The sequence below is a fragment of the Bradyrhizobium sp. I1.14.4 genome (assembly GCF_050435825.1).
Taxonomy (GTDB): domain Bacteria; phylum Pseudomonadota; class Alphaproteobacteria; order Rhizobiales; family Xanthobacteraceae; genus Bradyrhizobium.
In genome coordinates this window covers 1-16,007 of the sequence record NZ_JBNDLA010000054.1, presented here as the reverse complement: position 1 = coordinate 16,007, position 16,007 = coordinate 1, and the positions used below count along the sequence as shown (strand labels likewise).

Annotated in this window: 11 protein-coding genes and 5 pseudogenes; 12 read left to right on the top strand and 4 right to left on the bottom strand. The window is 59.4% G+C overall.

The features are described from left to right. Positions 1 to 99: 99 nt before the first annotated feature. A pseudogene (gene tnpC / locus ABIB78_RS38155) lies at positions 100 to 920 on the top strand (IS66 family transposase); the annotation flags it as partial. Then, entirely contained in the window at positions 917 to 1,546 is a 630-nt protein-coding gene (locus ABIB78_RS38150; protein WP_429034199.1) for a UPF0149 family protein, read from the top strand. The pseudogene tnpC and the gene ABIB78_RS38150, both read left to right, overlap by 4 nt. A gap of 156 nt (positions 1,547 to 1,702) precedes the next feature. Here ABIB78_RS38150 and ABIB78_RS38145 read toward each other — a convergent pair. Continuing rightward, a pseudogene (locus tag ABIB78_RS38145) lies at positions 1,703 to 2,069 on the bottom strand (IS66 family transposase); the annotation flags it as partial. A gap of 398 nt (positions 2,070 to 2,467) precedes the next feature. Between ABIB78_RS38145 and ABIB78_RS38140 the strand changes: the two are divergent. Next, on the top strand, positions 2,468 to 3,298 hold the full coding sequence (locus ABIB78_RS38140) for a Crp/Fnr family transcriptional regulator (protein WP_429034198.1): 831 nt from the start codon (positions 2,468 to 2,470) through the stop codon (positions 3,296 to 3,298). Between the two features lie 307 nt (positions 3,299 to 3,605). Here ABIB78_RS38140 and ABIB78_RS38135 read toward each other — a convergent pair whose 3' ends face one another. Beyond that, complete coding sequence (locus ABIB78_RS38135; protein ID WP_429034197.1) at positions 3,606 to 3,791, bottom strand: chorismate-binding protein; 186 nt, start codon at positions 3,789 to 3,791, stop codon at positions 3,606 to 3,608. A 67-nt stretch (positions 3,792 to 3,858) separates the two neighbouring features. Then, positions 3,859 to 4,161: pseudogene (locus ABIB78_RS38130) on the bottom strand (chorismate-binding protein); the annotation flags it as partial. Between the two features lie 75 nt (positions 4,162 to 4,236). Here ABIB78_RS38130 and ABIB78_RS38125 point away from each other — a divergent pair. The 7 genes and pseudogenes from ABIB78_RS38125 to pimD form a co-directional block, all read left to right on the top strand. Further along, a pseudogene (locus ABIB78_RS38125) lies at positions 4,237 to 4,839 on the top strand (acyl-CoA dehydrogenase family protein); the annotation flags it as partial. A gap of 496 nt (positions 4,840 to 5,335) precedes the next feature. Further along, positions 5,336 to 6,196, top strand: coding sequence for a MaoC/PaaZ C-terminal domain-containing protein (locus tag ABIB78_RS38120; protein ID WP_429034196.1), 861 nt, complete (start codon positions 5,336 to 5,338; stop codon positions 6,194 to 6,196). A gap of 176 nt (positions 6,197 to 6,372) precedes the next feature. Further along, positions 6,373 to 6,920: pseudogene (locus ABIB78_RS38115) on the top strand (integrase core domain-containing protein); the annotation flags it as partial. 860 nt (positions 6,921 to 7,780) lie between these two features. After that, positions 7,781 to 8,656 (top strand): acyl-CoA thioesterase, encoded by an 876-nt coding sequence (locus tag ABIB78_RS38110; protein ID WP_429034200.1) that lies wholly within the window; start codon positions 7,781 to 7,783, stop codon positions 8,654 to 8,656. Positions 8,657 to 9,037: 381 nt separating this feature from the next. Beyond that, entirely contained in the window at positions 9,038 to 9,898 is an 861-nt protein-coding gene (locus tag ABIB78_RS38105) for an acyl-CoA thioesterase (protein ID WP_429034195.1), read from the top strand. Between the two features lie 1,757 nt (positions 9,899 to 11,655). Then, the gene (gene pimC / locus ABIB78_RS38100; protein WP_429034194.1) at positions 11,656 to 12,843 is read left to right on the top strand and encodes a pimeloyl-CoA dehydrogenase large subunit; all 1,188 of its coding nucleotides are present in this window, start codon (positions 11,656 to 11,658) and stop codon (positions 12,841 to 12,843) included. Positions 12,844 to 12,898: 55 nt separating this feature from the next. Then, on the top strand, positions 12,899 to 14,041 hold the full coding sequence (pimD, locus tag ABIB78_RS38095; protein WP_429034193.1) for a pimeloyl-CoA dehydrogenase small subunit: 1,143 nt from the start codon (positions 12,899 to 12,901) through the stop codon (positions 14,039 to 14,041). A gap of 84 nt (positions 14,042 to 14,125) precedes the next feature. On the opposite strand, the gene istA is transcribed toward pimD, so the two are convergent. Continuing rightward, positions 14,126 to 14,749, bottom strand: coding sequence for an IS21 family transposase (gene istA / locus ABIB78_RS38090; RefSeq protein WP_429034192.1), 624 nt, complete (start codon positions 14,747 to 14,749; stop codon positions 14,126 to 14,128). 227 nt (positions 14,750 to 14,976) lie between these two features. Here istA and ABIB78_RS38085 point away from each other — a divergent pair, with 227 nt between their 5' ends. Both ABIB78_RS38085 and ABIB78_RS38080 read left to right on the top strand, forming a co-directional pair. Further along, complete coding sequence (locus ABIB78_RS38085) at positions 14,977 to 15,396, top strand: IS630 transposase-related protein (protein WP_429034191.1); 420 nt, start codon at positions 14,977 to 14,979, stop codon at positions 15,394 to 15,396. Beyond that, positions 15,350 to 15,916: an IS630 family transposase gene (locus tag ABIB78_RS38080; protein WP_429034190.1), complete on the top strand. Its 567-nt coding sequence runs from the start codon at positions 15,350 to 15,352 to the stop codon at positions 15,914 to 15,916. Before ABIB78_RS38085 ends, ABIB78_RS38080 begins: the two co-directional genes overlap by 47 nt. The last annotated feature ends 91 nt before the right edge of the window (positions 15,917 to 16,007 follow it).

Sequence of the window (16,007 nt, the reverse complement as noted above, 5' to 3'; positions counted from 1 at the left end):
CGACCACGTTCACCTGACGGGAGCGGTGTGAATCGAGAGGTTCACGCACCGTTCTGCGAGAGGCCGGGAGTGAAAATCCCCCGGCCTACTCACCCGCCGATGCCGGTGCTCGACCCCGGACGACATCGCACCCGCATCTGCCAGTTCTGGGCGCATGCGATGGATGACCGACCATGGGGCGGGCCCTCGCCGCCGGGTTGCCTACGTGTTCGCGGCCGGCCGCTGCACGGCGGAGATCGCCGGACGGTTGACGGGCTTTTCCGGCATTCTGCAGGTGGATAGTTATGGCCGCCTACAAGGCGCTCGCCCGCGATCATGGTGGCGAGATCCAGCTCGCCTTTTGTCTTGCTCATGCCCGGCGTAAGTTGGTCGAGGTGTTCAGGACGACGCAGTCGCCGTTCGCGCGCGAGGTGATCGAACGCCTGCAGGCGGTCTATGCGATCGAGGCCGAGATCCGCGGCTCGAGCGCCGAGCAGCGGCTCGCCGTCCGCCGCGCTAGGACCGCACCGTTGATGGCGGCGTTCAAGGCACGATTGACCACAATGGTTGGCCAGCTCTTCTCCCAGTCGAAGCTGGCGGAGGCCATCAACTACTCGCTCAATCACTATGCCGGACTGACGCTGTTCCTCAACGACGGCCGCGTCGAGGTCGACAGCAATACGGTCGAGCGTTCCATGCGCCCGATTGCGATAGGAAGACGCAACTCATTGTTCAGCGGCAGCGAAGGCGGCGCTGAGAGCTGGGCGATCCTGGGGTCGATTGTGAACACCGCAAAACTCCACGAACTCGATCCGCAGGCCTATCTCACCGGCGTGCTGGAGCGCATGGTCTCCGGTCAGACCAAGAGTCATCAGCTGCACGAACTGCTCGCCTGGAACTGGAAGGCGGCCCGCGAGTTCAGCGCACGAGTGGCCGCATGAGCCGCCGCCGCCGTTCATCATCATCTTCATCATCGATGGCGGCAGCCGCGATGCCGCTCGACGAGCTGGAGCCTTGGCGGCAGGCTCGCGCCGGGCAGCATCCCGTCGCCACGAGTCTTCCCATGCTCGACGGCTATGTCGCCGCGATCGTGGCCGGGCCGTTGTCGATGAGCCCGCTCGACTGGATCTGTCCGCTACTCGCCATCGACGCCGACGCATTCAACCATGGCGGCACGCCGGAGTTCGCCGCGATTTCGGCCGTCGCGCTGCGCCACAACGACATCAGTAACGTTCTTTCCACCGCACCACATCGGTTCGCGCCGATCCATGGCCGCAAGCCGAATGGCGACGTTGACGCGCGGCCGTGGTGCCAGGGATTCCATGCCGCCATGCGGCTGAGAGTATCGGCTTGGGCCCCGTTGCTCGACATCAGCAACGTACACCACGGCTTGCTCCTGCCCACCCTGCTGCATTGCGTCGACGATCAAGGGCGTCCACTGCTTGGACCACCACGAAAAGGCCGCGAGACCGAAGAATTCCTGCGCAACGCCCATACCGACATTCCGGACGTCGTCGAGGCCATGCGCCAGTACTGGATGCCGACCCGCGACGCTCGCGCGCGCTGATCACCGCAGACGTGGGAGCTCATACCGGTTACCCTTGAACTGAGGTAAATGGGGGCGCGCAAGCGCGAAATCTGCATACTGCGTGCGAGGCGGAGGGGGCTGGAAACGTGCATTGCCACGAATGCATGGCCGTGCGGCGCGCCAGCCCTCGACCCTATCGACGTCGTTGAGGCGACAGGTCGTGATCATCGTCAGCATGATGGCGGCACGGTCGGCGCCACGCTGGCTGCCGGCGAAGGTGCAGTTGCGCCTTCCCAATGCGCGCTCAACACAATTGTTGGTCAAGCAGATCCTGCCATCGTCGAGGAATCGGGCGAAGTGGTCCCAGCGCCTGAGCATGTAGTTGATCGGCTTCAGGGCCTCGGAGGAGCGCGAGAGGTTTCGCGCTCACGCAGCAACCAGACGTGCATGTCCTCGAGAAGCGGCTTGCTCTTTTCCTGGCGCACGGCGCCGCTCGTCGGCGCCGCGGCCGTTGATGGCGCACTCGATCGAACAACGCATCGAGGCGTCTGACGCTTGCAAGCCCTCACAAATAGCCGCAAATCGCATCTCGCCGTTCTTGTTGCCATGTCGGCCTCATCGCCTGATGGTCCATGCTTCCACCATCGCCGATTCTGGCCGGCTAAAGCCTGCGGTTTTGGGACTCAGTCAGCCTAGACGAGCGGTCAAAGGCGGGCAGTTGAGTTCGTTGCGAAAATGCCGGACCTACGTTGCAGGTCCAGCTTCCGCTTATCATTCGGCCTAATTTGGGAGCCGATTGAGAGGATTGGTTGAAATCCGTTGCAGAATGGCCTCTTGGCGCAATATTTGAGCGTTGGCACCGCGCTCGTTGCATCAAATGACATGAGGGCGGGTGTTAAAGTCACAATCAAGTCTTCGTCGCGAGGTGGGCACCAAAAGCCGCATGTTAGGAGAGGAACAGTGACCGATCACGTGCCCACCGCCCTCGAGGCGCTTGACTGTTCTGGAGACGTAGCTCTTAAGCGGGTGTCCGCCACACAACCAATGCTTCACTGCCCCCTTACGGTGCGTTCCAAGAAGCAGTCCTTTGTCAAGAATACGATTCTGGCAAGAATTTCTCTGCAAGACCTCGCCGCAATAGGGGAATACCTTGAGCCGATCATTCTGAAAGAACGTATGGTTCTACAGGAGCCGAAAAGACCTGTTGAACACGTCTATTTTATGGAATCGGGCCTCGTCTCGCTAAGGATTGTCGCGGCGGGAAGCATGCTTGAAACGGCGGTCATAGGATACCGGGGTGTCGTCGGCGCTTCGTTCTTGTGGGGAGGACATTTTTCGATCCATCAATCTGTGGTGCTTTTTCCCGGAAGCGCCCACAGGATTCGGGTCGAAGATTTGCGTCGGGTGATGAAGGAGCGGTTGGGCATCCGTGAGCGTCTCTTTGAGTACCTTCAGGCCCTGACATTTCAGTGTGTCCAGACAGGATTGTGCGGAGTTCGGCACGATCGCGAGCAGCGGCTCGCAAGCTGGCTGTGTCTAGCGAGTGACGCCGTTGACGCTCGCGTGCTGCCAGTTACTCACGACTACCTTTCCTCCGTCTTGGGATTGCGCCGCGCCGGGGTTACGGAGACGCTAATTCGATTCGAAGAACTAGGGGTAATTCGCAAGATGCGCGGCGTCTTACAGATCGACGACCGCGAATCTCTCGAGCAAAAGGCATGCTGTTGTTACAAACTAGTCTCGAGCGCTTATGCCTCGTCTCAGTCCGCATTTGTTCTATGCGCGGATTAATCTGAAATTTGGACTAAATCCTGACCACGCTGGTTCCGATGATCATCGGACTGACACAATATGCTCGGGTTCGGCTGTATTTTGCCAGTGATCCTACTACTATTCGCAATTTTCAACCTGCGCCTGATCACCATTCCGGCGCTGACGATCGACCACTATGCGGATTCTTCCACGCTCATGCGTTGACGAACTTTTGTTAGATCTTGCCGGTGCGCCCTCGTTGGCTATCCGTATGGTGAGCTCGGGCCCGCTAATAGCGGAGGTCTACCGTGCAGCAGACTTCAATGCCGCGTTCCTGGCGACGGAATCAGTTGCATCGGTCGGGTTGACATGGATGCCGCTGGCGGCGCTCGCTACTTGCATGAAACACGGCAAGATCGTCATCGATCGTCACGATGCGGATCGCAATGTTTGTGTCCATCTGCCCATTCAAGCCGATTGCCCCGCAATAGGCCTCCCGCACCATACGCTCGATTTCCGCAATGATCTTCATCGATTCGCACCTTTGGCGCGCCGGTAACGGAGCCGCCACAAGCTCGAAGGAGGGTAACGGCGTCTTGGTCGTCTGCAAGTTCGTCCCTAACGATCGATACGAGGTGGTGCACTGAGGCATAGGATTCAAGGCCGCAGAGCGCTGGAACCTCGACCGAATGTGCAGTGCATACGCGTGACAGATCACAGGGAGGTCGACGATCATGATGTTCTCGACACCGGTCCTTTTCGGACGCAAGGAGGGTTTTGGCGCGGCGCTGATCTTCCTTATCATCGGCGGAGCGCGCGATCGTGCCCTTGATGGGGCGCGTTTCGACATGTCGTCCTTCAAGCTTGAGGAATCGTTCCAGCGAGCTCGATGCGATGGTCAACTTGCCGTAGCGCAGGAGGGCCCGCAAGGGGCGCCGGATTCAATGACCACAGCCGGAAGTAGAACGCAATGATAGTCATCGGGCGTTGGCGATCCCGCTGCAAGATTGCAATCGTTATTGGCAAGACCGATTTCAAGGCGTGGCGGCACCAGCAGCAGTCGCAGATTCTGGTGCCCTTAGACATGCCCAGCATCAAGATCGAAAAAACGCTCCCCGTGTTTGGCTATGACGATGCGCCACACGGTCACGGTGAGGTGCTGCTTGAAAATGTCCGTCTTCCCGCGAGCAACCTGTTGCTGGGCGAGGGCAGGTTTCGAGATCGCGGCAAGGCCGGTTCGGGCCGCATCCATCACTGCATGCGCACCATCGGCAAGGCCGAAGAGGCGCTGGAGAAGACGGTCAAGCGGCTCAATTCGCGTTTCGATTTCGGCAAGAAGATCGTCGAGCACTCGGTTTGGGAGTAGCGCATCGCAGAGGCGCGCATTGACATCGAGATGAGCCGGCTCTTGTGCCTGAAAGCCGTAGACATGATGGGAAGGTCAGCAATAAGACCGCTCAGCTTGACATCTCCATGATCAAGGTGGGGGCGCCCCGCACGGCGCTCAAGATCATCAACCAGACGATCCAAGCCTTTGGCGGCGCGGTGTTTCCGACGACGCGGGCCTTGCGTGCGACCACTGACGGACGATGAAGTGCATAGCCGCTCCACGGTCCGAAACAGCCGGGTCGCTTTAGTCGGGTTTCCGACATCGGGGCCTTCGCCTTGGCAGGATTGTTAAGAAAGGCTTAAGATAATGCCATCGCCTCTCCCGAGCTTACACTTCTGCTCGAAAGTGACAGCGGCACAAAGCCCGTCAGATCAAGACCCGGCCATCTTCGGGCGCCGTGAAGGGCTTTCCACAAACTACTCAGGCGCTTGATGCGCGCCGACGGAACTGGCACAGCCATTGCTTTTGAAACCCGCGATCCCGATTGAGGGTCGAATGCACGCAGATGCGCAGGAGGAATGCTCTCATTCCTTTGAACCGATGTGCCGCGTTGCGCAATATTTGGCAACCGCTTTGGAATGCAACATTGTTCTGTGATTCGGTACAGCTGCAAAAGAAATATGAAACCAGCGGACTTGAGCTTTTAAGCGTCCAGCTCACGAAAACAGCAACAAGGAAAGGGCCGAATGCCAATCGACTATCCAGCGGTACTCAAACTCAAAACCGAAGCAGCTCCTTATTCGTGGGGCGATCGCGAGGTGATGCTCTATGCGCTCGGTATCGGCATGGGATCAGACCCTTTGAACGAAAGGGAACTCCAATTTGTCAACGAGGCATTTGCAACATCCAAGCTGCTGAAGGTGGTTCCGACCTTTGCCTCGGTTTGCGTATGGGGGGCACGCCCCGGATTTATCGACCTTGACCGCGTCATGGTCGTTGATGGCGAACGCGACATCACGTTTCACAAACCGATCCCTGTCGTGGCCAGCGTTACCGCGAACGCTCGCGTACGCGGCGTGTACGACAAGGGCAAGGAGAAAGGCGCGATCATTCAGAACGAAATTGTGGTCAGGGATGGCGAAGATGACAAGATCGTCACTATCCTTTCTTCGACCTTTGCGAGGGGCGACGGCGGTTTTGGCGGACCATCGGAGGGAATGCCCCGGCCGCACCAGGTACCCCGCCGAACGCCCGACAAGTCAGTCGATATCCCGACCCGACCCAACCAAGCGCTAATCTACCGTCTGTCGGGTGATCGAAATCCTTTGCATAGCGATCCGGAATTCGCGCGTCGGGCCGATTTTCCCAGGCCGATTCTCCATGGCTTGTGCACCTATGGACTGACCTGCAGGGCCGTGTTGCAAACGTATGCCGACTACGATCCCTCAGCCTTCCGTCGTCATCGCGTCCGCTTTTCGGCCCCAGTGTTCCCGGGTGAGATCATCACAGTCAATCTCTGGAAGGATGGCAATTCGATTTCGTTCGAAGGCTATGTTCGAGGACGCCAGGTTACCGTCGCCAAGAATGGGCAGACGGTGCTGGGCTGAGTCTTTCCGGACGCGTTTTGCGCCAACGGAAGCACGCGGAAAGTACCAATTTTTGCCTACAGCGGCTACACAGAACAACCATGCAAGAATACCAAGCTCTTACTGGCGTGAGCTAGGCGTCGGGTCCCGGAGTGTGGGGGAATCAACCATGCTGATCCTTCATTCCGGGAGGTCCTATGGGTCAGATACTCCATGGCAGCGCCACGACCACGCACGCCATCCGAGCGGCGATACAGCAATCGAAGGCTCCGCTCAAAGAGCTAGCCGCCCAGCACGGCCTCAACCAGAAGACCGTCGCCAAGTGGCGTAAGCGCACCTTCGTCCACGATGCGCCGATGGGGCCGAAGACCGTGCGCTCGACCGTGCTTTCGACCGAGGAAGAGGCGACGGTCGTCGCTTTCCGCAAGCACACGCTGCTGCCTCTCCCTTCGACCGGGCCTGCCAGGGACGTGGTATCGAGCATCGCCTGACCAAGCCCAATCACCCCTGGACGAATGGCCAAGTCGAGAGGATGAACCGCACGCTCAAGGAGGCAATCGCCCAGCGATACCACTACGAGACTCACCGGCAGCTAGAAGATCACCCCGCCGTCTTCCTTGACGCCTACAACTTCGCGAGACGCCTTAAGACCCTGAGCGGCCTCACACCCTATGAAGCTATCTGCAAGGCATGGGTGGACGAGCGAGATCGCTTCAGGATCGATCCCCTCCACTTGACCTCGGGACACCAACGGACGGGCATTCCAGCCGCCGGCCCGAGCTGTTTTGGGCTGATGAACGCGGCCAACCGGCTAATCGCGATGGCCCTGCAGACTCAATTCCCAACCAAGAAGCCGACGACGTCAGTGCCGTGATGGAGAGCGGATGCTTGTCACCAGTCTGCTCGCGTCGTTTGGTGGCCTACGGCACCGGAATCAGGCGCGTCGTCACGACCAGCAATAAGGTCAACGGTCGACTGGCAGATTTCATCGATGACTGATTACCTCGCCAGTGGCGAGGACACCCGTGACGCCAACTACTGCGAGCTGTTCGAGCCCGCTAGCACTGATCAAGGCCTGCTCACAGCCCTGCGAGCGCGCAGCCGACAATGGTAAGCCGATCGTGATGGCCAAGGTAGGCCGCTCCGAGCGCGCCCCTAAGGCGGCGTTGGCCGAGACAGCGGCCGCACTGTCCACGACCAAGCAGCCCGCGGCTGTCGGGTCGCACTATCGTCTTCCGGCTGCTCGTTCAGCATGTTGTCCAGGACATAGCTCGAGGTGATCCGCTGTGCGGCACGCCAAAGGTTCGGCTAGTCGGCGTATCACGTACCTTGCCGCGTTCAACCGTGTCCGGTTGAAGACGTCTATGTCCCGAGCGCGACACTGAGGTGTAAGCAGTCCACTGGCGCGGCATAAAGCGCGTGGATTTGCATCCTTCAAAGGAAAGCTTGCACAGCGTTCTATGTGGCACGCCGATTGCTGGGGGATGGCGAAGGATCCGCCACCAAATGGCGTCCTCGCAAGACCCGAGCCCGGAATCTCAGGATGTTCAAGTTCATGTCTGTGCCATACTCCGGCGGATACCGAAGAACCGAAGACATATGTCAATGTTCAAAGACCTGATCGATCTGCTTGCTATTCTCGACCTCGAACCGATCGAGGTGAACCTGTTTCGCGGCAACTGTGTGAACCCCAGCTCCCAACGGGTGTTCGGCGGCCAAGTGATCGGGCAGGCGATGGTTGCGGCGTGCCGCACGGTGGAAGGCCGGCTACCGCATTCGTTGCACTGCTATTTCATTTTACCCGGCGATCCGCAGGTGCCGATCATCTATCAGGTCGAACGGCTACGCGACGGCAAGAGCTATTCGACCCGCCGCGTCACCGCAATCCAGCACGGCAACGCGATCTTCTCCATCATAGTGTCGTTCCATGTCGACGAGGAGGGAGCGTTCGACCACGAGGACAAGATGCCCGCCGTGCCGCCGCCGGAAAAGCTTCGAGCAGAGGAATTGCCCAAGCAGCCGATCTTTTGCGAAACGCCGGAATTCATCCGCCGCTATTATGCAATCGAGTTGCGCCCGGTCGAGCTCGGCCGTTATTTCGGTCAGAAGTTCGATGACGGCCGGATTCACACCTGGATCAAGATCGCCGCGAAGCTAACCCAGGATCCGGCGCTGCATATGTGCGCGCTGGCCTATGCCTCCGATTACTCGCTGATGGACGCGGTGATGGCACGTTATGGCCGCCCGCCGTTCGACAAGCGCGTGATCCCCGCAAGCCTCGATCATGCGATGTGGTTTCACCGCCCGTTTCGCGCAGACGAATGGCTGCTTTATGCGCACGATTCGCCGAGCGCACAGGGCGCGCGCGGCCTCACGCGGGGGCTGATCTTTAAGCGCGACGGCACGTTGGTTGCCTCCGTCGTCCAGGAGGGGTCCGTGCGCGAGCGACGCGGAGCTTTCACGTGTGCACAAATGCGATGATCCTTCTGAAGGATTCGCCGTCAAGGAACGTTCAGCTCGAGAGGCGACCGTCGTCGTTTCATGCGATCGTTGTCCTGCGTAGCAGTGCCGCCGCCGCGGCGTGTCGCGTAGCTTTGTTGCGGTGCCGCATTGCTAGGGTGCGGTCAACTATCTCTACCGTGGCCGCCTCGCAGTCCTCGATGAGGTTAAATGAAGCCTCTCGACTATCCAAATCAATATCATTGAACGTCGAGTGATCAAGCAGGTGCACGAAAGTAAGGCTAAGGGTCGATGCCGTCGTCCCGGGGGCCGCTCGAAAGAGCCGAACCGGAATCTCGAGACATTAGGACCTATGGCTGTGGCCTGCAGGGGCATAACTCCGAAGAAGCCGAAAGCACGTCAATGTCCAAACGCCTGATCGATCTGCTGGCCATCCTTGATCTCGAGCAGATCGGGGTAAACCTATTTCGCGGCAGCAGTCCGAACCCCGGCTTGCAACGGGTGTTCGGCGGCCAGGTGATTGCACAGTCGATGGTAGCGGCATCCCGCACAGTTGAGGGCCGGATGGCGCATTCGCTGCATGGCTATTTCATTCAGCGCGGCGACCCGCAGCTGCCCATCATTTATAAGGTCGAACCCGTGCGCGACGGCAGGAGCTACTCGATCCGGCGCGTCACCGCGATCCAGCGTGGCAACGCGATCTTCTCGATCATGGTGTCGTTTCACGTCGAGGAGGAGGGCGCCTTTGACCACCAGGAGAAGATGCCGGGCGTGCCGCCACCGGAAAAGCTCACCGCCGAGGAATTATCCAAGCAGCCGATGTTTCCCGATATGCCGGAAGGCATCCGCCGCTACTATGACCCCGATCGTCCGATTGAATTGCGCCCGGTCGAGATCGGCCGTTATGTCGGTCAGAAGATTGACGATGGCTGCATTCATATCTGGATCAGGACGGCTACGAAACTGCCCGACTATCCGGTGCTGCATATGTGCGCGCTGGCCTATGCCTCGGATGTGTCGCTGCTCGATGCCGTGATGGCGCGCTATGGCCGCACGCTGTTCGACGGGCGCATGATGTCGGCGAGCCTCGACCACGCAATGTGGTTTCACCGCCCGTTCCGGGCAGACGACTGGCTGCTTTACGCCAAAGATTCGCCGAGCGCACAAGGCGGACGCGGCTTTGCCCGCGGGTTGATCTTCAAGCCCGACGGCACGCTGGTGGCCTCCGTCGCCCAGGAGGGCTCGGTGCGCGAGCGAAGCTGAGCCTTCACGTGCGCGGAAGCGCGTGCCGTGACCACACCCAGATCGACGATCGTTTGGCCGCGGCAGTCATTCCAGGGCATTCAGGCATTGCAGCATCGTACTTTCTAACCACCACCGATAATGCAACTGTCATGTGAGAAGTAGCCGTCCCGGCATTGCGTGCCGACTGCCAGTCGTTGGCATGTTCTGAGGCGTGCCTATGCGCGCTCCACGCGGTGACCTAGTGGATTAAATCTGACTCTGAATCCCCTGAGCTTCCAGGCGCGATTGCATGCGAGTGTGGAGGTATGCGAACGGGAATTCCTTATCATGGTCATTCGGATCGTTTTCGTCTGGAGGCGCTTGTGCGGGATCGCAGAAGTAGGTCTGCCGGGCTGAGATTGTCTTGTCGAGCGCTGACGGCTCCGCACCAATGAGATCATGCACCGGACCGGTAAGTCCCAGGCCTATTTCTGGCACTGGCAGGAACGCTTTATGAAACAGGACTCCGGGGGCCTGCTGCGCGACAAGACGCGTCCCTCGCGTATTACGCCGCTCGGAGCAGACTTGGCGGCTCTCACTCAAACCGATCGGCCCGGAGAGGGAGGCCATGCACTGGACCGCCATCATGATGGCAAAGGAAGCCGGCATCAGCGCCAGCGCAGCGCATCTGGCGAGCGCACGGGCTGCAGCGGCCTCGCGTCCAGCCGTTCAAGCTGACGAAGGACCTAACTTTGTTGGAGAAGCTGCATGACGTGATGGGGCTTTATGTCAATCCACCCGAGCATGCTATCGTGCTCTCGATCGAGACTAGAAGAGCCAAATCCAGGCGCTTGATCGCACCGGTCTGCCCCAGAAAGGGGCGCACCCCACCATGATACACAACTACAAGCGCAATGGTACAAGGTCATCAGACGCTGCATGCAGAAGCATCGGCATCAGGAGTTCATCCGCTTCTTCAACCGGATCAAGGGTTTAAGTTCCCACCAAAACGGCTGTCCATGTCGAGCACGCAGGCCCTCGCTCATGTGGATGCTGAACGGCGGGTGCGATCCTAGGCGATCCGGCACACACCCTGTGGCTCCGTCGGTTGCTTGTCCTGGCCAGATGCCCACAGCTGTCGCGAGAATCCCAACTAAGGCCCGTTCGCGCGCAAACGAACGCTGATCCTTGTCCAGTTTCTGACAGGCGCGTAGCGCTGTGATTCAAGCACTGGCAGCTGTTGCGGCTTGCGAACGTTTTTCGTAGCGAATCAGAGCGCTTGAACGCCGGTGGCACGACCATTGCAGGCGGCAACGCTGAGTGTAGCCGAGGGCCGAATGCGTCCAGACCGCAAGACGAGCGATGCTCTCGCTCACTCGAACCGGGATGCCATTTCCGAAAGAGAAACGAGCGCGCGGGAATAGCCGCGCAATCTTCGACAATCGCGTGATGGAGAGCGACATGCCTTTAGACAAGGTACTTTACGGCAAGCATGGTAGATCGAGAAGTCGAACTCTTCTACTACGGTCGCGGCACTGGTCGTGACGGGCACATTATCTTGCTGGTCCACCGGGGTTTGATGCCTCGCATTACCCCGGAAAGACGCTGGAAAAGTAGTGGCATCCTTTGCTCTTGTCCAGCTCCGGCCGCTACGATTTTCAGTTCGGCCCGACGTGATGCCCCACTCGGATTGGCGTCCATGAAGAGAAGTAGCCGGTTGTCCTCGCTACCGATTGCGCGCGCGCGACGAGAATGAGGATCTCGATGATTCGCAAATTCGCTCAAAGGAGGATCCGATGGATCTTGCATCTACAAAAAAAGAGCAAGCGTTCCGACAGGAAGTGCGGCAATTTCTGCGCGACAACGTGCCTCCGGAGATGCGGCGCAAGATGATCGAAGGCCGTGATATCTCGAAGGAGGAGATGGTCACCTGGTGGCGTATCCTCAACAAGAAGGGCTGGAGCGTTAGCCACTGGCCCAAGAAATACGGCGGCACAGGCTGGAATTCGGTGCAGCACTACATCTTCAAGGAGGAGCTGCAGATGTATCCAGTGCCGACGCCACTCGCCTTCGGCGTGAGCATGGTCGGCCCAGTCCTCTACACCTTCGGCGACGAAGCGCAAAAGAAATACTATCTGCCGCGCATCGCAAACATCGACGACTGGTGGTGCCAGGGCTTTTCGGAACCGGGCTCAGGCTCCGACCTTGCATCGCTGAAAACGAAGGCCGAGCGCAAGGGCGACAAGTGGATTATTAACGGGCAGAAGACCTGGACCACGCTGGCCCAATATGCCGATATGATCTTCTGCCTCTGCCGCACCGATCCAACCAGCAGGAAACAATCCGGAATCTCCTTCATCTTGGTCGATATGAAGAGCAAGGGCATCACGGTGCGCCCGATCCAGACCATCGACGGAGGCTATGAGATCAACGAGGTATTCTTTGACGACGTCGAGGTGCCCGTGCAAAATCTCGTCGGCGAAGAGAACAAGGGTTGGGACTACGCAAAATTCCTGCTCGGCAATGAGCGCACAGGCATTGCGCGCGTCGGCGTCTCCAAGGAGCGCATCCGCCGCATCAAGGAACTGGCCTCGAAGGTCGAGGCCTGCGGTCGGCCGGTGATTGAGGATCCCGGGTTCCGGAAGAAGCTCGCCGCCTGCGAGATCGAGCTTAAGGCACTGGAGCTCACGCAGCTGCGCGTTATCGCGGATGAAGGCAAGCATGGTAAGGGTAAGCCCGATCCGGCGTCTTCTATGCTCAAGATCAAGGGCTCGGAGATCCAGCAGACCACGACCGAACTCTTGATGGACGTGATCGGACCGTTCGCTGCGCCTTATGACGAACATCCCGCTTCTTCGCACGAAGCGATGGACTGGACCGCACAGATCGCGCCGAGCTACTTCAACAACCGTAAGGTCTCGATCTACGGTGGCTCCGACGAGATCCAGCGCAATATCATTACGAAGGCGGTGTTGGGGCTCTAACTCGTCTCCTCCAAGTGGAGGAAGATCAGACTTGGCGTCAGGGAAACTGAAGAGAATGAACTTCGAGTTATCCGAGGAGCAGCGGCTTCTCAAGGAAAGCGTGGATAAACTATTGACCGATGCCTATGATTTCGAGCAGCGCAAGAAATACAGGAAGGAAAAGGGCGGCTGGAGCAGAGCGATCTGGAGCTGCCTTGCCGCGCAGGGCCTGCTCGGTCTGCCGTTTGCGGAAGGCGATGGCGGCTTTGGCGCGGGCGCGGTCGAGACGATGATCTTGATGGAGGCGTTGGGCCGCGCGCTAGTGCTCGAGCCTTATCTGTCGACTGTTGTGGTCGGCGGCGGCTTCCTGCGCCATGGCGGCTCAGCCGCGCAGAAGGCCGCGCATATTCGCTTGATCATCGACGGCCGCGAGACTTTTGCGTTCGCCCAGCTTGAGAAGTACTCGCGCTATGATTTGAGCGACATCACCACCTCCGCGAAAAAGAAGGGCGAGGGTTGGATCATAGACGGCGAAAAGTTCGTCGTCATCAACGGCGAGAACACGGATGCGCTGATTGTCACCGTGCGCACCAGAGGCGCGCAGCGCGATAGACGCGGTGTCGGCGTGTTCCTGGTGCCCGCCAACGCCAAAGGCATCTCCAAGAAGACCTATCCGACCCAGGACGGCCTGCATGCCGCCGACATCACCTTCACCGGCGTCGAGGTGGGCAGCGACGCTGCAATAGGCGATCCCGAGAACGCGTTGCCGCTGATCGAGCGTGTGGTCGACGACGCCCGCACCGCGCTCTGCGCGGAAGCGGTCGGTCTGATGGACGAATCGCTGAAGACAACGGTCGAATACATGAAGACGCGAAAGCAGTTTGGTGTGCCGATCGGCTCGTTCCAGAGCCTACAGCACCGCTGCGCCGACATGTTCGTGGCGCTGGAGCAGGCGCGCTCGATGTCGATCTTCGCCACCATGGCCGCGAATTTCGATGATGCCGCCGAGCGCGCGAAAGCGGTCGCCGCGGCGAAAGTGCAGATTGGGAGGAGCGGAAAATTCATCGGCCAGCAATCCATTCAGCTGCACGGCGGCATCGGCATGACGATGGAGGCCAAGATCGGCCACTATTTCAAGCGGCTTACCATGATCGAGTGCGCATTTGGCGATGCCGATTATCACCTCCGCCGCGTAAGTGAGAGGGGGGCGCTAACGTGATCTGTGTGATGAGGCAATACCCACGCAATGATCTTCATGCCTGGCCTTGTTCCGCCTCCGTTAAACGTCCAGCGGGACGTGACACTAGAGCCCCGACGATGCATTGGCGAAGACCGGGTGAAGGATAACTAGTGCTTCTCGATCTCGACGTGGTAGTCGAGCCGACCCTGCATTCCTTCCATTCGGCAAAGACGTAGGGCTCGCCGGCGGCGGCTTGAGCGCCGAGCGCTCGATCTCGTCGAACAACGCGCGGCGGCTCGCACCGAGATGGCGCGACACGCGGTTGTTGAGCTGCGCGACAAGCTCGGCAATGGCCACGTTCAATGCGGAGAGCGAGAAGAACTGCCGGTTGCGCAGCTTCGCGACGATGAAGCGAGTCGCGACTTGCACCGCAACTTCTACCTTAGCTTTATCTTTTGGGCGCCGCGGCCGCGCCGGGACAATGGCGGTGTTGTAGTGAGCTGCCATCTCGGCGTAGGTGCGATTGACCGTCAGCTCATAGAAGCAAGCCTTGGTGACGCCCGAGCGCAGATTGTCGGACACCACCATCGCCGTAACTCCGCCGATGAATGCAAAGGCGCGCGTGTGCGAGCCGATCCAGTCGGACAGGCCCTGCGTCCAGGTGGCCTCCACATATGTGTAGCTCGTCGCGCCGAGCGAGGCGACGAACAGCTGGGCTGTCAACACCTCGCCGGTCGAACCATTCATCACGTCGTGCCGGCGTAATCAACGAACATGCGCTCGCCAGCGACGTGGCTCTGTCGCAGAGTTGGCGACAGTCGCGCCGCCCAGGCGCCACAGAGCTCACAGTAGCGCGAGATATGTTCACGATTACATACTATAGCGGTTCCCGCCTGATTTGAATCGGCGGGATTCCCAAAGGGTTAGGAATGAGCGAATCTTGGTCCATTGATTCTCCTTTGCGGGGGTGGGCGATGCCGAGGTCCTATTCTGGTGATCTACGGGAACGCGTAATCGAAGCTGTTGAAAGCGGTGCATCACGGCGCGAGACGGCTGAACGTTTCGAGGTGAGCGTGAGTTCGGCGATAAAGTGGGTGCAGCGCTGGCACGAAAGCAGGAGCGCTGCGCCGAAGCCGCGTGGAGGAAGCGTTTCTCCGCTGGAGGCGGTTGCGGAGCAGATACTCGATCTGATCGCCCAACAGCCAGACCTGACGTTGGTGGAGACCGTCACAGAGCTGCGCAAGCGACGGATCCGCACCAGCCGTAGCTCGCTCTGGCGTTTTCTCGATCGCCACGAAATCACGCTTAAAAAAAAGCCTGCAAGCTGCCGAACGGCAGCGAGCGGATGTGGCGCGAGCACGCCGACGCTGGATCCGAGAGCAAGGTATGCTTGATTCCACCCGGCTGGTGTTTATCGACGAGACCGCGGTCAGCACAAACTTGGCGCGGGTCTGGGGGCGTGCTCCGAGAGGCGCCAGGGTGATCGGCACCGTGCCACTTGGATCGTGGAAGACGATCACCTTCGTGGCGGCCTTGCGCCACAATAAAATGACCGCGCCAATGGTGGTCGAAGGTGCCATGACGGGAGAACTATTCTGCGCCTACATCGAGCAGTGTTTGGTTCCTATGCTACGTCGCAACGACATCGTCGTGATGGATAACTGCCGCGTCCATATGGGGCCCGCCATTCGGCAAGCGATTGAGAACGCACATGCGACGCTGCGCTACCTGCCGAAATACTCGCCCGACCTCAATCCAATCGAACTGCCTTACAGCAAATTCAAGGCGTTCCTCCGCAAGGTCGCGGCCCGAACCGTTCCGCGCCTCACCCGAGCAATTCGCTCCTTCATCCCCCAACTTAGTCCGCGCGAATGCGCCAACTATTTCAGGCATGCAGGCTATGCTTCAATATGACCGGAATCCGCTTTAGTACCCGGAATCAGAGCTGAGTGATACGGCGGCCTTTGAAGCGGCGTTGGCGGACCTTTTTCTTGGTCCAGACGAA